Origin of the sequence: Nostoc sp. FACHB-152, from assembly GCF_014697475.1 — a bacterium.
Lineage (GTDB): Bacteria > Cyanobacteriota > Cyanobacteriia > Cyanobacteriales > Nostocaceae > Nostoc_B.
In genome coordinates, this window is record NZ_JACJRV010000002.1 from 67238 (window position 1) to 85050 (window position 17813).

The 17813-nt window shown below is 40.4% G+C and carries 14 protein-coding genes and 1 pseudogene; 8 read left to right on the forward strand and 7 right to left on the reverse strand.

Annotated features, from left to right (window positions below; translation table 11 throughout):
• Positions 1 to 76: 76 nt before the first annotated feature.
• Entirely contained in the window at positions 77 to 880 is an 804-nt protein-coding gene (pflA, locus tag H6G76_RS02440; protein WP_190694958.1) for a pyruvate formate-lyase-activating protein, read from the reverse strand.
• 542 nt (positions 881 to 1422) lie between these two features.
• On the opposite strand from pflA, the gene H6G76_RS02445 reads away from it, so the two are divergent.
• From H6G76_RS02445 to H6G76_RS02460, 4 genes are all read left to right on the forward strand, one after another.
• Positions 1423 to 2100 carry a dienelactone hydrolase family protein gene (locus H6G76_RS02445; RefSeq protein ID WP_190694960.1) on the forward strand — a complete coding sequence of 226 codons (678 nt, stop codon included), beginning with the start codon at positions 1423 to 1425 and terminating at the stop codon, positions 2098 to 2100.
• Positions 2101 to 2122: 22 nt separating this feature from the next.
• On the forward strand, positions 2123 to 3469 hold the full coding sequence (locus tag H6G76_RS02450; RefSeq protein ID WP_190694962.1) for a glutamate-cysteine ligase family protein: 1347 nt from the start codon (positions 2123 to 2125) through the stop codon (positions 3467 to 3469).
• Positions 3470 to 3502: 33 nt separating this feature from the next.
• Complete coding sequence (locus tag H6G76_RS02455; RefSeq protein WP_190694964.1) at positions 3503 to 4072, forward strand: pentapeptide repeat-containing protein; 570 nt, start codon at positions 3503 to 3505, stop codon at positions 4070 to 4072.
• A gap of 160 nt (positions 4073 to 4232) precedes the next feature.
• The gene (locus tag H6G76_RS02460; RefSeq protein WP_190694966.1) at positions 4233 to 5414 is read left to right on the forward strand and encodes an endonuclease; all 1182 of its coding nucleotides are present in this window, start codon (positions 4233 to 4235) and stop codon (positions 5412 to 5414) included.
• A 169-nt stretch (positions 5415 to 5583) separates the two neighbouring features.
• On the opposite strand, the gene pflB is transcribed toward H6G76_RS02460, so the two are convergent.
• On the reverse strand, positions 5584 to 7812 hold the full coding sequence (gene pflB / locus H6G76_RS02465; RefSeq protein ID WP_190695575.1) for a formate C-acetyltransferase: 2229 nt from the start codon (positions 7810 to 7812) through the stop codon (positions 5584 to 5586).
• A 769-nt stretch (positions 7813 to 8581) separates the two neighbouring features.
• Between pflB and H6G76_RS02470 the strand changes: the two genes are divergently transcribed.
• Positions 8582 to 9529 carry a D-2-hydroxyacid dehydrogenase gene (locus H6G76_RS02470; protein ID WP_190694968.1) on the forward strand — a complete coding sequence of 316 codons (948 nt, stop codon included), beginning with the start codon at positions 8582 to 8584 and terminating at the stop codon, positions 9527 to 9529.
• A gap of 195 nt (positions 9530 to 9724) precedes the next feature.
• Here the strand turns inward: H6G76_RS02470 and H6G76_RS02475 are convergent, their stop codons facing one another.
• Both H6G76_RS02475 and H6G76_RS02480 read right to left on the reverse strand, forming a co-directional pair.
• Positions 9725 to 10147, reverse strand: coding sequence for a hypothetical protein (locus H6G76_RS02475; RefSeq protein ID WP_190694970.1), 423 nt, complete (start codon positions 10145 to 10147; stop codon positions 9725 to 9727).
• Between the two features lie 194 nt (positions 10148 to 10341).
• Complete coding sequence (locus H6G76_RS02480; protein ID WP_190694973.1) at positions 10342 to 10827, reverse strand: allophycocyanin; 486 nt, start codon at positions 10825 to 10827, stop codon at positions 10342 to 10344.
• Positions 10828 to 11361: 534 nt separating this feature from the next.
• Between H6G76_RS02480 and H6G76_RS02485 the strand changes: the two genes are divergently transcribed.
• Positions 11362 to 11763 (forward strand): fasciclin domain-containing protein, encoded by a 402-nt coding sequence (locus tag H6G76_RS02485; protein WP_190694974.1) that lies wholly within the window; start codon positions 11362 to 11364, stop codon positions 11761 to 11763.
• Positions 11764 to 11992: 229 nt separating this feature from the next.
• Here the strand turns inward: H6G76_RS02485 and H6G76_RS02490 are convergent, their stop codons facing one another.
• Positions 11993 to 13618: a glycosyltransferase family 39 protein gene (locus H6G76_RS02490; protein WP_190694977.1), complete on the reverse strand. Its 1626-nt coding sequence runs from the start codon at positions 13616 to 13618 to the stop codon at positions 11993 to 11995.
• A 251-nt stretch (positions 13619 to 13869) separates the two neighbouring features.
• On the opposite strand from H6G76_RS02490, the gene H6G76_RS02495 reads away from it, so the two are divergent.
• On the forward strand, positions 13870 to 15468 hold the full coding sequence (locus H6G76_RS02495) for a hypothetical protein (RefSeq protein WP_190694978.1): 1599 nt from the start codon (positions 13870 to 13872) through the stop codon (positions 15466 to 15468).
• 199 nt (positions 15469 to 15667) lie between these two features.
• On the opposite strand, the pseudogene H6G76_RS38205 reads toward H6G76_RS02495, so the two are convergent.
• Positions 15668 to 16183: pseudogene (locus H6G76_RS38205) on the reverse strand (pyridoxal-phosphate dependent enzyme); the annotation flags it as partial.
• A 111-nt stretch (positions 16184 to 16294) separates the two neighbouring features.
• Entirely contained in the window at positions 16295 to 16750 is a 456-nt protein-coding gene (locus tag H6G76_RS02505) for an Rrf2 family transcriptional regulator (RefSeq protein ID WP_190694980.1), read from the reverse strand.
• A 297-nt stretch (positions 16751 to 17047) separates the two neighbouring features.
• Between H6G76_RS02505 and cysE the strand changes: the two genes are divergently transcribed.
• A complete protein-coding gene (gene cysE, locus H6G76_RS02510; RefSeq protein ID WP_190694982.1) occupies positions 17048 to 17782 on the forward strand; it encodes a serine O-acetyltransferase in 735 nt (244 codons plus the stop codon).
• The last annotated feature ends 31 nt before the right edge of the window (positions 17783 to 17813 follow it).

A 17813-nucleotide genomic window follows, 5' to 3' on the forward strand; every position in this document is an offset into this window, starting at 1 on the left:
TTTAGCAGAATTTACTTTAGAGAATTCACTTATTCAGCATCAACAAATCAAACTTTATCCTACATAATTTAATTGGTCAAATCGCAAAAAGATTCTTACTGTGAAAGATATCTAATGCTGCTTTTACTTGTTCTGGAGATGGTGTAGGGGTATCTTTTAACAAGTACTCATAACCTAATGCTTCCCATTTATATTCACCCATTTGATGAAATGGTAAAACTTCTACTCTTTCAACATTCTTGAATGGGGCAATCAATTCAGCGACACCAGCAATATTCTCTGGGTCATCTGTTAACCCTGGAACTAAAACAAACCGAATCCAAGTAGGTTTATTAATTTCATTGAGATATTTCGCAAATTCTAGTGATGGTTCAAAGTTTCTACCTGTAACTTTAGTGTAAGTTTCTGGTTTTGATGATTTAATATCCAACAAAACTAAATCAACAAATTCTAATACAGATTTAGCAGACTCTAGGTTACAAAATCCTGAAGTATTTAACGCTGTGTGAATTCCTAATTCTTGACAACGTTTAAATAATTCTCGCACAAATCCAGCTTGCATTAGTGGCTCTCCACCACTGATTGTCACACCTCCACCAGAATATTTCATATAGGATGAATATTTCTGAATTTCTGTTACCAGTTCGTCAATGCTGGTTTGTTTACCATTTTCTAGGTCACGACAATCAACATTGCTGCAATAAAGACAACGTAATGGACAACCAGATGTAAAAATTACGAATCGAATACCAGGCCCGTCAACGGTTCCACAACTTTCTACTGAATGTACGTAGCCAGATGTAATAGTTTCTGGCATTGTATGACTATGTTCATGTTTGCAATGTTCAAGTGGAGAAGTTGGGAATTCTAGATTGTGCATGAATATTACCTAATGTGACATAGCTCATCAATCTCTCTTTCGTCTCTACCCTAAGTTTTATCAATCTCTCTTTCGTCTCTACCCTAAGTTATAGATACCAAATGTGAGGAACTTGTGGGGAAATACTGCTCAACACGGTCAATTTTAGAAATTAAATTTTGTTGTAGGTGATCCCCCGTAGATATATATCTAAATAGACTTTTGGAGCTTTTAACCTTGACTTAAGGAAGCTAAGTAGATCTCAAAATTATGAGTTTACCTTATTTCTTTTAATCACTTATGTAGTGTGGTTCGACCGTAAGAATACTTAACTTTTGGGGGGATCGCCCAGATGCGTCAGTAACTACTCTTACGAATTCTCCGCAGGGTAGTTTTCTTTTCACATATCTTGATTATTGATTTCTGAGAGTGACAAAACATTGTGGGAGCGAAGAAAGCGCCCGTGGGAAGCTCACAAGTTTCTCAAATTTTTTATGTAGATTTAGGCTGAGAATAAAAAATCACCTTTAGACCAACTACGGACAAATAGCCTCCCAAGTAAAATGGATAGGACATTAATACAGAACCCTCAAGAACGTCTGGTGTTAGTCACAGCAGATAAGGTGAAGCTAGAGGGCAATTTAGTTATACCGAATAGTACTACAGGTATAGTTTTATTTGCTCATGGCTGTGGTAGCATCTGCTATAGTTCGCGTAATCGCTATGTAGCTGGAGTTTTGCAACAAGCGGGACTAGGAACTTTACTATTTGATTTGCTCACTCCAGAGGAAGAAGAAATTGACCTGCGGACAAGGCATTTGCGCTTTGACATTAGGTTATTGGCTTCGCGGTTAGTAGGGGCTACAGATTGGCTGACACAGAACCCAAACACTAGTCATCTCAAGATAGGTTACTTTGGAGCCAGTACAGGAGGTGGTGCAGCCCTCGTTGCAGCAGCACAACGTCCAGAAGTTGTCAAGGCTGTGGTTTCTCGTGGCGGACGAACAGATTTAGCTGGTGCAACCTTAGCTGATGTCAAAGCACCAACGCTAATGATTGTGGGCGGGTATGATCTACCAGTGATTGCAATGAACGAAGATGCATTAGAACAATTGCGATCGCCAAAACATCTGGAGATTATTCCCAAAACCACCGATTTATTTGAAGAACCAGGTGCATTGGCAGCAGTAGCACAATTGGCTAGTCAATGGTTTAGGCGTTACCTCAATCATGGAGTATAAAAGGATGACGGTGGAGCTTTAAATGAATGTAGTACAGCGTCGAATTGGTCTTGAGCAAGAGTTTTTTCTGGTAGATGAAAAAGGCCAGATGAGCAATCGCGCCGATGAATTTTTGCAGGGTTGTCACTTCATGGCGCAAGCACAAGGTTTAAACCCAAATTACTTTGTGCCAGAGTTTGTCAAGAGTATGGTAGAAATTAACACACCCCCTGCCTACACTGGTACAGAATTAGCCAGAGTTTATCTTAAAAATCTCAAATTGGCACTTTCCGTGGCACGACAGATGGATTTACGCCTTTATCCTCTGTCTAGCTATCCTTTGCATATCATGCCAGTGATGCGCGATCGCCCTAATTACCATATCCAAGCAAGGACTGTCGGCTATGATAAATTTCTGCACGCTGGCAAATGTACTGGTACACATCTACATTTGGAAGTTCCGCCTGGGGTAATTGACCCTCGTGTTGCAGTATCTTACAACTCAACAGCAGCAGAGCGAGAGGAACTACTGAATATCTACAATTTAGCTACAGCTTGCGATTCAGCACTCATTTCCTTGACGCGGGCTTGTCCCTTTTATGAAGGACAAGCCATCGGGCTAGCCTCGCACACAATTCGTTATCGAGGTAGTCAAGCCTTCGGTTGGGAAGGAGTTTACACCCATTTGCAGCCTGTGGGCGGACTCATGCCTTATGCCGAGAGTGTAGAAAGTTTAGTTGAACAACAATTTGCCCGTTATTACGCTTGGTTACAAGCGATAGAAAAAGCTGGAATTGAACCTCACCTGTTTCTAGAAGCGGGAGGAAGCTTACTCAAGTCAGCTTGGAATCCAGTTAGACTCAACAAACTCGGCACTGTAGAAATAAGATGTATAGATAGTAACTATCCATCAGTGATATTAGCTGTAATTTTACTACTAGAGAATGCGGCTAATAGAGTTAGACGCGAGAAGTTAACAGTTAGACCAGCTAAAGGAACGCAGATATTTGAATTAGTAGGCGATCGCCTTTATGTACCAGATTTTGAATATCTAAATGGTGAATTACTCTATACCTCAGCAACAGAGGGAGTCAAAAATCCCAAAGTTAAGGCTTACGTCGATTCAATTTTGCAGTTTGCGGTGGCAAATGGTGGCGAAGGAGCAAATTTTTTGAGAAAACTTAGCCAAGACCTCGATCATTATCAGACAATAGAAGCTGCAATATTACAAGAGTTCACCCCGACAACTGCTCAACTGACCTTAGATGTTGGTTTGCGTTTAGTACTTGAATGTTGTGACAAGCTAGAAGCACAGGTTTCATGGATAGACACAGAAAATCCCCTAACAGCGTTAGATACTGAGGAAAGATTGTTACTACAACAGCATTAATAGAAAACTAAAATTTACTCAAAACTTAAAACTATGGATGTTAAAGAACTTTTAAGTCGATACGCAGCCGGAGAACGAAACTTCCACGGTATTGTATTAACAAAAGCAGACCTACGAGGTGTTAACTTGGGCGGTGTAGACTTTGGTAGAGCGGATCTACAGGGAGCTAACCTAGCCCAAGCATCCATGAGTGGAGCTAACCTGTGTAAAGCAAATCTTCAAGGTGCGAACCTACAACACGCAAATTTATCGGAAGTGATTTTTAGTGGAGCTGATTTGTGTGAAGCTACACTGACAACAGCCAACCTCAATGAAGCAGACCTTAGTGGTGCATATCTTTGTGGTGCAGACTTACGTGATGCAAGTTTGCATATGGCATTACTCAGTGCCGCAAACTTGCAGCGTGTAAACCTCAGTGATGCCAAAATGAGCGGAGCAAGGATGTGGAAAGCTGATTTGCGAGAATCTGACCTGAGTGGTGCTGATTTAAGCGAAGCAAATCTAAGTGAGGTCAACCTGACTGGGGCAAATTTAGATGCCACAGATATGAGTGAAACTTTTTTAACTGGAACAATTATGCCTGACGGTACTATTCATAAATAGTTGATTTTCATATCATGTCCGGCTAATCAGTTGTGATTCCATACATCTGTGCAAAAACGACAAAACCCTCTCCCCTGCACCCCTGCCCCCTTGCTTTCAAGGGCAGGTTTTTAGAACTGGGTAGATGATAGGATAAAACCATCGTGACACAAACTGGGTCATGAACGAGTATTCAGGTTTAAGTAGTTGGATAGCGATCGTTAGCCAAAAGCTACCACATCTAAGTCAGCCACAGGCGAAGGTATTGGCAATGTGGAGTTTTGGAATGGGAATGATGCAATCAAGCGGTCTAACAACAGTAGCAGTATTTTTAGCAGAACTATTGGGTGAGAAAGAAAATACAGTCCGGCAAAGATTAAGGGAATGGTATCGAGATGCAGGTGATAAAAAAGGTAGTCATCGACAACAAATCGATGTGACAAAGTGCTTTGCACCATTACTGAGTTGGATAGTCCAACAGTGGCATTCACGGGAATGCCAACTGGCGTTAGGAATGGATGCAACCACCTTGGGTAATCGGTTCACAGTCTTGGCAATTAGTGTGTTGATTCGTGGATGTGCTGTACCAGTAGCATGGAAAGTAGTCAAAGCCAATCAAGCAGGAGCTTGGAAACCTTACTGGTTGGAACTATTTGACCAGTTAAAGGATAGCGTTCCCAAACAAATGACTGTGATTGTTACTGCTGACCGAGGATTATATGCTGATTGGTTGTATGCCAAAATCATGGAATTAGGTTGGCATCCTTTTTTACGTATCAATCTAGGTGGACAATTCCGCCCAGGAGATTCTACGGATTGGATACCTCTGAGTGATACTGTCCCCTTTGTTGGCAGTACTTGGTGTGGTGGTGTTTGGTGCTTTAAAAGCAATCCTATTAAATGTACACTGTTGGCTCGTCACGAAGTAGGTTATGCTGACCCCTGGCTGATACTTACTGATTTTCCACCACTGGAAGCATCTGCTATGTGGTATGGAATGCGTTCTTGGATGGAATGCTGCTTCAAAGATACTAAACGTGGTGGTTTACACTGGCATCTCACAAAAATGACTGACCCCAAACGTGCTGAACGACATTGGTTAGCCATCGCTCTGGCAATTTTATGGTTGGTCAGTGTTGGTGGTGAGGCTGATGCTACCAACACAGGCAGTAGTTATGATGATTTACCAGCAAATCATGTGGCACGTAATTTACCTCCTGCTTTCCAACCCACACGCCTTTTGAGTTGTTTTCGTCGAGGTTTCATCAAGGTTATCGTTGCTTTGTTATTGGGTCAGCCTCTTCCTTTTGGTCACTTTTTCCCTGAACCTTGGACTACTCATCTCAACTTCTCTTCTGCCTAAAAAATAAAAACCTGCCCTTGAAAGCTGCCCCCTTGCCCCCCTGCGGCCTTCATAAGTCTTTAACCGGACACGATATCACTGGTACTGTGGCGTTTGAAAAACAAGATCCCCGACTTTTCTAAAAAGTCGGGGATCTAATTATATGGCGGATTTTAGGGCGTTCTGAAATCTAAAAGCGTTCGTGGAATGTCCTTTGAATCACATCAAGTTGTTGTTCTCGCGTCAATTTAATAAAGTTGACTGCGTAACCTGAAACTCTGATAGTTAGCTGCGGATATAACTCAGGATGATCTATTGCATCCAACAACATTTCTCGCTGCAAGACGTTCACATTGATATGGTGTCCGTCGTCATGGAAGTAACCATCCAGCATTCCCACGAGGTTGCTGATTCGCTCACTGTCCATCTTTCCTAAAGCAGCAGGTACGATGGAAAAGGTGTTAGAAATCCCATCCTGCGAGCATGAGTAAGGAAGTTTAGCTACTGATTCTAGGGAAGCTACCGCACCTTTTGTATCTCTTCCGTGCATAGGATTTGCACCAGGCGCAAACGGTTCTCCGGCTTTTCTACCGTCGGGTGTATTGCCTGTTTTCTTCCCATACACAACGTTGGAAGTAATTGTTAATACTGATTGTGTGGGGACGGCTTGGCGATAGGTTTTATGTTGACGCAATTCGTTCATGAAGTTGGTAACTAAATCTACCGCTATTTCATCAACTTGATTGTTGTTGTTGCCGTATTTAGGGAAGTCGCCAGTGATTTCATAATCAACGGCTAATCCGGCTTCGTTGCGTAAAACTTTGACTTTTGCGTATTTGATGGCGGATAAAGCATCTGTTACTACCGATAAACCAGCAATACCGCAAGCCATTGTGCGTAAAATGTCGCGGTCGTGCAGTGCCATTTCGATGCGTTCGTAGCAGTATTTATCGTGCATATAATGGATGACGTTGAGAGTATTGATATACGCTTTCGCCAACCACGCCATCATTGTTTGTAACTGATCCCACACCTGTTGGTAATCGAGATATTCGGAAGTTATCGGCGCGATCGCAGGTGCAACTTGTTCACCCGATTTTTCATCTTTACCGCCATTGATAGCATACAGCAAGCACTTGGCCAAATTGGCTCTCGCGCCGAAAAACTGCATTTGTTTGCCAATTCTCATGGCGGAGACGCAACAAGCGATCGCATAATCATCTCCCCAGTATGGACGCATCAAATCATCGTTCTCATACTGAATCGAACTAGTATCAACAGAAACCTTTGCACAGAAGCGTTTAAAGTTTTCTGGTAGATTTTCCGACCACAAAACCGTTAAGTTTGGCTCTGGTGCAGGCCCTAAATTATACAAAGTATGTAGGATGCGGAAACTGTTTTTAGTTACTAAAGGTCTACCATCTTCACCTACACCACCAACACATTCTGTTACCCAAGTGGGATCGCCTGAGAAGAGTTCGTTGTAGTCTGGTGTCCGCAAAAATCTCACCATTCGTAGTTTCATCACAAAATGGTCTATGAGTTCTTGCAGTTGGGATTCAGTAATTTTTCCTTCTTTTAAGTCTCTTTCAAAGTAAATATCTAGGAATGTCGAAACTCTTCCCAAAGACATCGCCGCGCCGTTTTGTTCTTTGACAGCTGCGAGGTAGCCAAAATATAGCCACTGCACAGCCTCTTTAGCTGTGGCTGCGGGTTGGCTGATATCAAACCCGTAGCTTGCCGCCATTGCCTTGAGTTGAAAGAGTGCTTTGATTTGTTCAGAAATTTCTTCGCGTAGACGAATTGTATCTTCGTCAATAGCATCTAACTCCAAAGATTTGAGTTGGGCTTTTTTTTCATCTATAAGACCATCAACACCATACAAAGCTACTCGTCGATAATCCCCGATAATTCTGCCGCGTCCATAAGCATCAGGTAATCCGGTAATGATCCCAGAGTGTCTACATAGGCGCATTTCACGAGTATAAGCATCAAATACGCCATCATTATGGGTTTTGCGATATTTGGTAAATATCTCTTCGGTCTTGGGATTGAGTTCGTAACCGTAAGCTTTTAAGGAATCTTTAACTATACGAATCCCTCCGAACGGCATGATTGCACGTTTTAGAGGTTTTTCAGTTTGCAATCCTACTACTTGTTCTAGTTCGCGGTTAATATAACCCGGTTGATGGGAGGTAATTGTAGAAACAACTTCTGTATCTGTATCTAGAATGCCCTTTTCGCGCTCAAGAGCCATTAAATCTTTGACTTGATCCCAGAGTGCTTGAGTTGTTTGGGTTGCACCTGCTAAGAAAGATTGATCGCCATTGTAAACGGTGTAATTGTTTTGGATGAAGTCACGAACGTTGATTTCTTCAGTCCATTTGCCAGTTTGAAAGCCTTGCCATTGTGCCAACATCTTATGTTCCAGTTGATGAAACTGATAATTAACTGCGGTATCTTTTTCGGGATAACGTAGCACATTTGACTTAGATAATAGCTCAATTGAAAAGGTATCAATTTGTATGAGTCACGCAAGAGGTCATCGTTATGCTGGTTTTGGAAGACTATTAAATTTTTATTGTTTGTTTCGTAATGTGTAATATAGCCTGAGTCATCAGGACAATAGGCGGCTGATGTCGCTGTTCGTCTTGCACACAGGCAAAATCCACCGGCGCGGGTTTCAATTCTTGAATGTCTGTAAACCTTTAAGATTGCATAGAAAACTTGATTTTCTAAAAAATTGTGCAAAGTTTTTTTATCAAAAAATACTACGGTAAATCGACTGATGAATAGTATAATTAGAGAATGCGATCGCTTCCGCTAGGGCGAAGTGATTGCACGCAGTCATCATTGCTGCTGAAGGCTATGCTTCTTTGAGCCAAGCAAGAGGTTGCAATGTTTTACCTAAGAGATGGATACCTGATGGCAGGTGAGAAAATGTCAAAGATATACAGCAGGGAACAGGCAATAGGGCTGAAAGTCCTCTAATACATGGCTTTTTTCTGAAAGTCTGTACCTCATTCACCTGCAATCTGCTGTAACTTTTAAATCTAGGCTCGCACCTGCTTTTTACTCATATCCAATTCAAAAGGTAGGACATATCTGCATTAATTCTTGGTCAAAGGATAACTATAGCCAAATGCTGAGAATTGACTAACAAAGCGACGTGAAGGGAGTTGTCAGCTTTGAAAATTATTCTGCCAAAAGACATAGCCACAGAACTTAAAACTCATCTGCCTGATGATGTAGTAGTTGTGCGTGTAGACAACGAAGGTAACTTAGATGGAGATGCTACAGATGCGGAAGTTTACTTTAGCTGGTTTTATCTCAAACCGACAACATTAAATAAAGTATTAGAATCTGCGCCGCAATTGCGTTGGCATCATGCACCAAATGCAGGTGTAAATCACATCGTCACACCCAAATATTTAGAACGTAACCTCATTTTGACTAACGGTGCAGGAGTTCACGCGATCCCCATTGCTGAATTTGTGATTGCTTATATTCTGTCTTATGCCAAAGAACTTCCTAAATTACACAAACAACAACAAGAACATAACTGGCAAAGAGGTTTATCAATTCAAGAATTATTAGATAAAACCATATTAATTATTGGTGCTGGTGGTATTGGTCAAGAAATTGCATCCCGCGCGAAAGCTTTTGGGATGAAAATTTATGGCAGTCGTCGTCATCCACAACCATTACCTAACTTTGATAAAGTTGTTGGTGCAGATGAATGGAAAGCACTCTTAGGTGAAGCCGACTATGTTGTGATTGCCACACCTTTAACCTGGGATACTAAAGGCATGATTGATGCTGAGGTATTGCGATTGATGCGTTCTAATGCTTATTTAATTAATATTGCGCGTGGTGCAATTGTCGATGAATTTGCATTAGTTCAAGCAATCCAAAATGGGGAAATTGCCGGGGCAGCTTTAGACACGGTATTTACAGAACCGCTACCGCCAGAGAGCTTATTATGGTCTTTACCCAACGTTTTTGTTACACCCCATTGTTCAGGTAATTCTCCGAGAACGAAAGAGCGATCGCTTGCACTTTTTCTCGACAATTTTAGTCGTTATCGCAACGGTCAACCTCTGCGTAATGTCGTAGATCAAACAGCAGGTTATTAGCTCTATTTTGCTAGTTTCAAAACCCCTAAAAATATATTCAACAATACAGTTCAAAGGCTTTGTCTCTGTTATGAGACAAAGCCTTTAAATATAATACATTGCAGGTAAATGAGATTCAAATTTTCTTCAAAAAGCCATAGACTGAGATGCTTGCAACCCTGTTGCTTATTGCCTATTCCCTGCTGTAACCGCAACCTAAAACGTTACATTATATTTATCAGCAAGTTCAGATATTTTTTCATACTGCTGAATTGCTGCTTCTGTGATTAATTTTTGTGCCTCTTCAGGAGGTGTGCCATTTTCGGGAATTGAATACTTAATATAAATGGCAACAAAATCAGCCATGACTGCCGAACCAATCAAACCGTGACTATCAGCTTCTTGACCAGCAATTGTGGATACTAAACCCGCTTTGATTGGGTCTGGTTTCACTTTCATGAACTGGTCAATAAGTTGCCAAATATACTCATTGGGAATTAAATCTTGTAACTTGGTTGGGTCAGGAGTAAATTCTATACCGGCGGCTTTTGACTGCTCTAAAACACACCATTCTGTAAATTCTTGCAGTGCTGGTTCGGGAAGTTTGGGAAGATATTTGTGTAGTTCTAAATCAGACACAAGCTTACCTTATAAATTTCAGGTTTGTTGAAGTGTATTAAGGCAAGCCTAACGCACTGTTTCCAGTGGTTTTAGTGTGTTACGCTACGACTGTTGAATAAATAGTAAAAGCTGTTAGACTTTGGTGGGATGCGATGAGGCTCACCGTCTATCTTCACAAGCAAACTTCTTATCCAAACCGAACCGTATTGGCTCTACTGAAGACCAGCAATTAAATAGTCGAAGTAACCGTTCACTTCGTTAGCGTCTTCTGGTGACATCATAGAGGTGGCGGTATTTTTCATCCCACGGATACCTTCGGCTACGGCTTCAAGAGGAGTACCAAGAGAGCGATACATTTCACGAGCGCCTATGACCCCAAGTTCTTGAATGGGTGTAGTATCACCAGCCACGACACTATAGGTAATCAAACGCAGGTAATAATCCATATCGCGCAGGCAAGTTGCAGTCATTTCTTGACCGTAAGCATTACCTCCAGGTGAGACAATATCTGGACGCTTTTGAAACAGCTGATTTCCAGCTTGTTTAATTATGCGCTCCCGATTTTCTGTTAAAGCCTGAACAACGCGCAGACGGCGTTCACCATTTTTAACAAAGTTTCTAATTGGCTCTAGCTCTCCAGGGGTAAAATAGCGAGCTTCGGCATCTGCATTGAGAATTGATTTAATAATTAGGCTCATTATATAGACTCCTGCAAAAAATTAAATTACGTTTACTACAGCAATATTTCAAGGCTGACTAACTATAGCAATCTTATTTGATTTACAAACTACTGATTGAGGCAGGCAATAGATTTATTTGAATATCCTAAACAGATGGCTATAGTTAACTGATGAGCAGCTACTAGTTGAAATTTGTATTTACTTTCTATCAATGCTTACAAGTCTAGAATTAAAAGGGAAAAAGTAATGAGAACAAAAATAGGTTCTTCCCACGGACAGATTCATTTTTAATCTAATGAATGTAAGATTACTGCCATTTTTTACACTTACTTATTCACTATAGCAGTTATATTTCATTTTTTTACAGTTAGGCATTTTAGGTATCGATTTAGTATTACTGGAGAAATTAAATTTATATTTTTTTGTATAAAATAGATCCAGTAAATTTGGATATTTCAATTTAATTGATTAGACCAATTTGTAACAGTAGCTACTATTTTTTAGAAAGTAGGCTATAGTGATGAATAGATTACACAAAACTAGGTAAAAACCTTGGCTGATATAATTGATACTGCCGTTAAGGCTGGTTCTTTCAATACCCTAGTTGCTGCAATCAAAGCTGCGAATCTGGTAGATACACTCAAAGGTGCTGGCCCATTTACTGTTTTTGCACCTACTGATGAAGCCTTCGCTAAACTTCCAGAAGGAACAGTAGATAAATTACTTAAAGACATTCCAAAACTCACAAAAATTCTGACGTATCATGTCGTTTCAGGCAAGGTACTATCAGGTGATGTTGTTAAGCTGAAATCAGCTACCACAGTAGAAGGTTCTGATGTGAAAATTGACGCTTCTAATGGTGTCAAAGTAAATGATGCTACTGTTGCAACAGCAGATGTTGCTGCTGATAATGGTGTCATTCACATTATTGACACAGTATTAATTCCTGCCTAAGTAAATGCTTAGATAGAAATAGTTAGATGTGGGGCAGCAATTATAAATAATTGCTGCCCCACATCTGTTTAGATGCATTTTATATAAGATTATATTTGAGTCTAGAATAAATTTCTCTAGAAGAAATTTTAGAGATTTTGTAAGTAGGGACAAGGAATTAGAGACTAGGAACTATTAATCAGCAGAGAATAAAAATTTCTCTATCCCCAGAACCCAATTCCTCATTCCCTTATACACGAGGAGTTTCTCTTGTGATTAATTTCCAACCTTCAGCTTGATCAATTACTTTTATCGAATCTAGTTGGAGATTCTGAAGAGCATCTGAGTTAAGTAAAAAGTATGGTAATTCTTTGCCGTTGTAGTACCAATAGTATTGCAATTCTCCAAGTGTAGCGGGAATAATTGTGCGATCGCTATAAAAATCTAAGGAAGAACGATGGTAAGGAAAAGAGGTATAAATCTTTTTCACAGGTAGTTTGGCACGGGATATCATGGCGGCGACTGGTTTAACAGGATAAGTCTCAGATAATTCCCAAACCCAATAGTTAGATTTCATTAATAAAAATAGTGAAATATAACTTCCCCAAAACAAAATTCTTAAAAATTGTCCGTCGCTTCTTTCTGCCAAAATAGCTGCCAAAATCATGGTTAAAGCTATTGCGGCAAAAATCAGTTGTAAATCAGTTTTAGGTGGTATACCCCAACTAAAATAAATGCTGCCAGCAGAAGCTACAACAGCCAGTATAGACAAAGTAATGACCCAACTACGCGGGTAAGTTGGTATTAAAGATGAGTTTTCTGTGTCTGCTAATAAGTTTCCGAAAGCTAAAGCTAAACCTGGATAGATTGGGAATATGTACCACGGGAGTTTGGCAGCCATTAACGAAATGATGATTAAATAAACCCCACCCCAAACTAATACAAGTTTCGCCCAGCTAAGGTTGCGATTTTCCCAAGTCAGGCGCACAGTCTGTGGTAAAAATACTAACCAAGGCCATGTCCATTTGAGAAGTTCTAGAATGTAATACCAAGGTGCATGAGAATTCTTAGCTAGAAATGTCTCAACACGGTTAAGCGATTGATTCACTAAGCCGACTTCGGCAAAAGCATAACCATATTGCCATAGTTGGGCAATATACCAACCCAGTGGCGGCACAATTCCAATCAGAATTGCTGTCCAGAAATAATAGCTGCTAAGTAATCTGGGTGTATCCCAAAACAAAAATACAATTGCGATCGCACCGAGAAATATGCCAAAAAATCCTTGAGTTAAGCAAATTAGGCCAAAACTCACGCCAACTCCTAAGCAATAACGCAAATCACGCCGCGATCGCAACACGCACAGCATCATCACTAACAAAAAGGTGACTACTACACCATCTAACATCGCCAATCTGCCATAACGCACCACAGGCAGCATTGTTAGGTAAATTAAAGTACTATAAATAGCCGCCCAACGCTGGCGAAAGATTTCTCGACCAATGCAATAAAGTAACGGTACAGAAAGGGCTGTTAAAATTGCTCCGGGGAAACGTGTTGTCCACTCACTCATCCCGGCAACAGAGTAAGCCCCCGCAATTAGCCAATGCATCAAAGGTGGCTTGTTAAAGTACGGTTCGCCACCTAAGGTAGGATAAAGCCAACGCATGGAACCGGCTGGGGCATTCCAAATTTCACGCGCAACTTGTGCGACAGTTCCCTCATCCCAATCTCGCAGGGGCAAACTTCCTAAATTAACACTAAACAGTAGCATCGCCGCGAACAACAGTACGGCTAGCCAAACTCGATCAATCCATTTGTCAAGCGCACGATGCTGCTTTTCTCGATGACCCCAAATAAAGCTTCCTTGTTGCATATTCTACGATCATCATTTTACTAGCTGGTTTAATTACCTAGAGAACAAAGCCATCTCTAATTTTGCACCCAGTTACAACATTTGTCTTTACAATTGCTAGTTTCCAAGGTTAACTCAATTTTCTCTGACTAGCGATAATTTTTTTGAGTCAACATACCATTTTTTTTCACTTTATTTAATACTCATTGAATGATATGAATGATACAACTATTAGCAACTAGCTATGCTAATTACTCCTTAGGAAGCAGTCAATGAGTTTACCTTTTATACTAGATGTAACAATTGGATTAGCATTTATTTACTTAATCTTAAGTTTGTTAGCATCAGAAATACAGGAATTAATTACTACAATCTTGCAGTGGCGTGCTGTCCACTTAAAAAAATCCATCGAGATTTTAATAGCAGGGGATGTCAGTAAATCAGATGATAATAATGTACTTCAGTTAGTCAACGACTTATATAATCATCCCTTAATTCAAAGTGTCAACCAAGAGGCTAAAGGATTTTTAACTACATTACCTCGCAAGTTTATTTGGTTATTATCCTATATTCCTGTAATGTTGTCTCTCACAGGAGAAAAAAGAAAAAAAAGTATTTTTGGCTATGTCAAAAATGGTCAAGAAACTACCAACAAGCTAAAACATAGCGCGCCTTCTTATATACCTGCTGAAACTTTTGCTACAACCTTGATGGATACATTAGGGTTGCCAACACTGGTAGATAAATTAACAGAATCAAGACTAATTAATTTTGCAGATGAGCAATTACATGAAATCCAAAACGTATTATTAAGGCTACAAGAAAGGTTAGATAATAGTGATGATCATATTTGCCAATTTTTAACGCATACTCTTACAGAATTTAACCAAATAGTTGAAGGTGATTTTCGAGCTATTATTGCAAATTTTCAAAAAGATAAAGCTGATTTATATACTACTATTAACCGTATGGCTAAAAGCTTAGATAGATATATCAGTAGTTTTGAAGCCGAGATGCCAGAGCATGAATTAATCAATAAATCTCTACAGCGATTAAAATTTTTAAGACAAGATACTTTTGATGATATTGAACAGACAATCTGTTTAAAAGCATTGCGCCCAAACATCAACGAAATTGTGCAATTAATCAATGTAGGCAGTGAGGTTCAGCAAGAGTTTGTTAATGAGTTTAAAAATAAAGATAGTGAAGCATACCAAATATTTCAAGACCTGATTCAACGATTAGAATATCTCAGGCAAAAACTACCGCCATCTGTAGTAGGTAACATGGCGATATTAGCAAGACGCGCTCAAATGAAAGCTAAGTCAACTGAAGAAGGCATTAATATATTACGCAGAGAAATTGAGCAAACTTTCAATAATTCAATGGAGCGAGCCTCTGGAGTTTATAAGCGTAACGCTAAAGGTGTGGCATTGTTAATTGGCTTTGCGATCGCTATCATTGCTAATGCAGACACTTTGCATATTGTTAACAGATTGTCTAAAGATACCGCTATTCGCACAGCGATTGTCAATAATGCTGGCGAGATAGTTCAAACAAATAGTACTGATACCAAAGAAAACTTGCGAAGATTGAGAGATGAAACCGACCAAGTTTTGACAACTACTGCTCTCCCCATCGGCTGGAATGACACTAACTTAGATCAGCAACTTGGTAACAGAAAAAAATTTATTCCTTTCACCAAATATTTAACAATGGCTGCTGGCTGGTTTATCAGTGGAATTGCAATTTCGATGGGTGCGCCTTTTTGGTTTGATTTACTAAGTAAGATTGTCAACGTGCGTAATTCAGGGAAAAAACCCGCAGCTTCTACTCATGAACAGGAGACTGAAGGACGAAGTACTTATTAAAGATGGTCAATGGTCAATGTCCCATCAGTAACAACTCCCGCCACGAAAATATCTACCTGTCCGTCGGTGTCTTCCCAATACGGTTCGGTTAAAGGGGAAAGGCGAAAGGGGAAAGGGGAAGAAAAAACCTTTAACCCTTACCCTTTAACCTTTTCCCCAAACCAATTCTGAGTTCAAAATGCTTATCCGAACCGTATTGGGTGTCTTCCCAAATTTCTTCGGCTGTGGTTTGGCTATGAATTTTGGGGTTAGCAGGATTGCGAAACTACTGCAACATATAAGCATCGGGAGTTTTGGCGACAATTTCCTCGGCCAGTGTGATGTCTAACGACAAGCCGCTTTGCGTCTATACGCCTCGCATTCACTCTAGGGACTTCCAGAAATTAAATTATTCAACCATCAACTATCAAAGATATTGATCAGAATCTTTTTCCCCCTCTGCTCCTTCTGCTCCTATCATGATTGGATATTTTTTTAGTTGGAAGTCCCCTAGTTGAGAGCCTATGGCACACAACATTGCCCGTCTTTCCTGGCTCATAGTGTCGAGCATCGTTAGAATAAGATGGTATCTCTTAGCAGCCGCCACCATTGCCAGGGCAATTCCTGTATTACCAAAAGTAGGCTCAACTAAAGTAGTTTTGCCAGGGTGAATTAAACCTGCTTCCTCTGCTGCTGTTACCATACTGATCCCAATTCGGTCTTTCACAGCAGAAGCCGAATAGGCAACAGGCAATAGGGACTAGGGGGGCAGAGGAGGAGAAAGGAGAATATAACCAATGACAAATGACTATTGACTATTGACTCTGCACTTCATACTTCATACTTCTTAGATGTAATACATCGGACTCTGCTGTAAACGAGCTTCTCTTTCTTGGCATAAATCTTGGAGTGTATAACGGTTCAAAACCTCCATAGAAGCAACATTAGCCTGATCCCAAACTTCATAAACTAGACGTTTTTCTAAAGTGGGAGCTTCGGAAGACTCTTTCTCTTTGCGTTCACCTTCGACTAAAGTGACAATTTCTAACACAGTAATCTGCCAAGGTTCACGAACTAACACAAAACCTCCTTTCGAGCCGCGTTGACTTTGGACTACACCAGCGCGTCGCAAGTTGGTCAATATTTGCTCTAGATAACGTTCGGGTATAGGTTGCTTAGAGGTAATTTCGCTCATAGTCAGAGGTACTTTTTTCTCATGGTGGCTGGCCAGTTCTATAAGTGCTAGGAGCGCGTATTCAACTTTGGAAGACAGATCCAGGAGAGTGTAATTTTGGCTATTCAAGATTTGTACTCAATCAAAATACTACGGTTAATCGGTTGATTTTTCGCATTTTATGCAAAATTAATTTTGTCTTGGTGTTGGATGTGATAGCATCCCACTTATCAAGAGCAAATAGCTATAAGCCTATCGTTTTACCGTAGATTATCCTACAAAATGTTCCAATTGAGTTCGTTTTTTACAGGAATTAATTTAGTTTGTGATGTTTACCTCATATACCACATAAGGCCGCTTAGGCAAAGTAAAGACATCTTGTGAATTACACCGTTTTGACTGACTCACCAAAAACTTCAACAGAGTATGCTATTAACTGACTTACAAACTATTTACGATCGCGACCCCGCCGCCCGCAACTGGCTGGAAGTCTTGTTCTGTTACCCTGGACTCCAAGCCATAGTGTTGCATCGTTTAGCACACTGGCTGTATAAAAGAGGTCTTCCTTTTATCCCAAGATTTATTTCCCATCTCAGCCGATTTTTCACAGGAATTGAGATTCATCCTGGTGCAGTCATCGGTAGAGGAGTATTTATTGACCACGGTATGGGTGTGGTAATTGGAGAGACAGCAATTGTCGGTGATTATGCGCTAATTTATCAAGGCGTGACCCTTGGTGGTACTGGCAAAGAAAGCGGTAAACGCCATCCTACTATAGGCAGTCATGTAGTTGTCGGGGCAGGTGCTAAAGTTTTAGGCAATATTAATATAGGCGATCGCGTCCGTATAGGAGCCGGTTCTGTAGTTTTACGCGATGTGCCTAGTAATACGACTGTTGTCGGGATTCCCGGACGCGTAACTCGTCAAAATAACGTCACTGCTGATGTGCTAGGGCATAACAAAATCCGAGATGTCGAAGCGGAAGTTATTCAAGCGTTATTTGAGCGTGTCAAAACACTAGAAAAACAACTAGAACAACTACAAACTCAGCCAACATTAATATTACCCACTGGGGTAGATAGTGAAATCGAAATTTTACACAATAGTAAGACAAATAGCGATTCAGTAATTGAAGACTTTCTCGACGGTGCAGGAATTTAAACCAATTCGCAATTCGCAATTCGCAATTCGC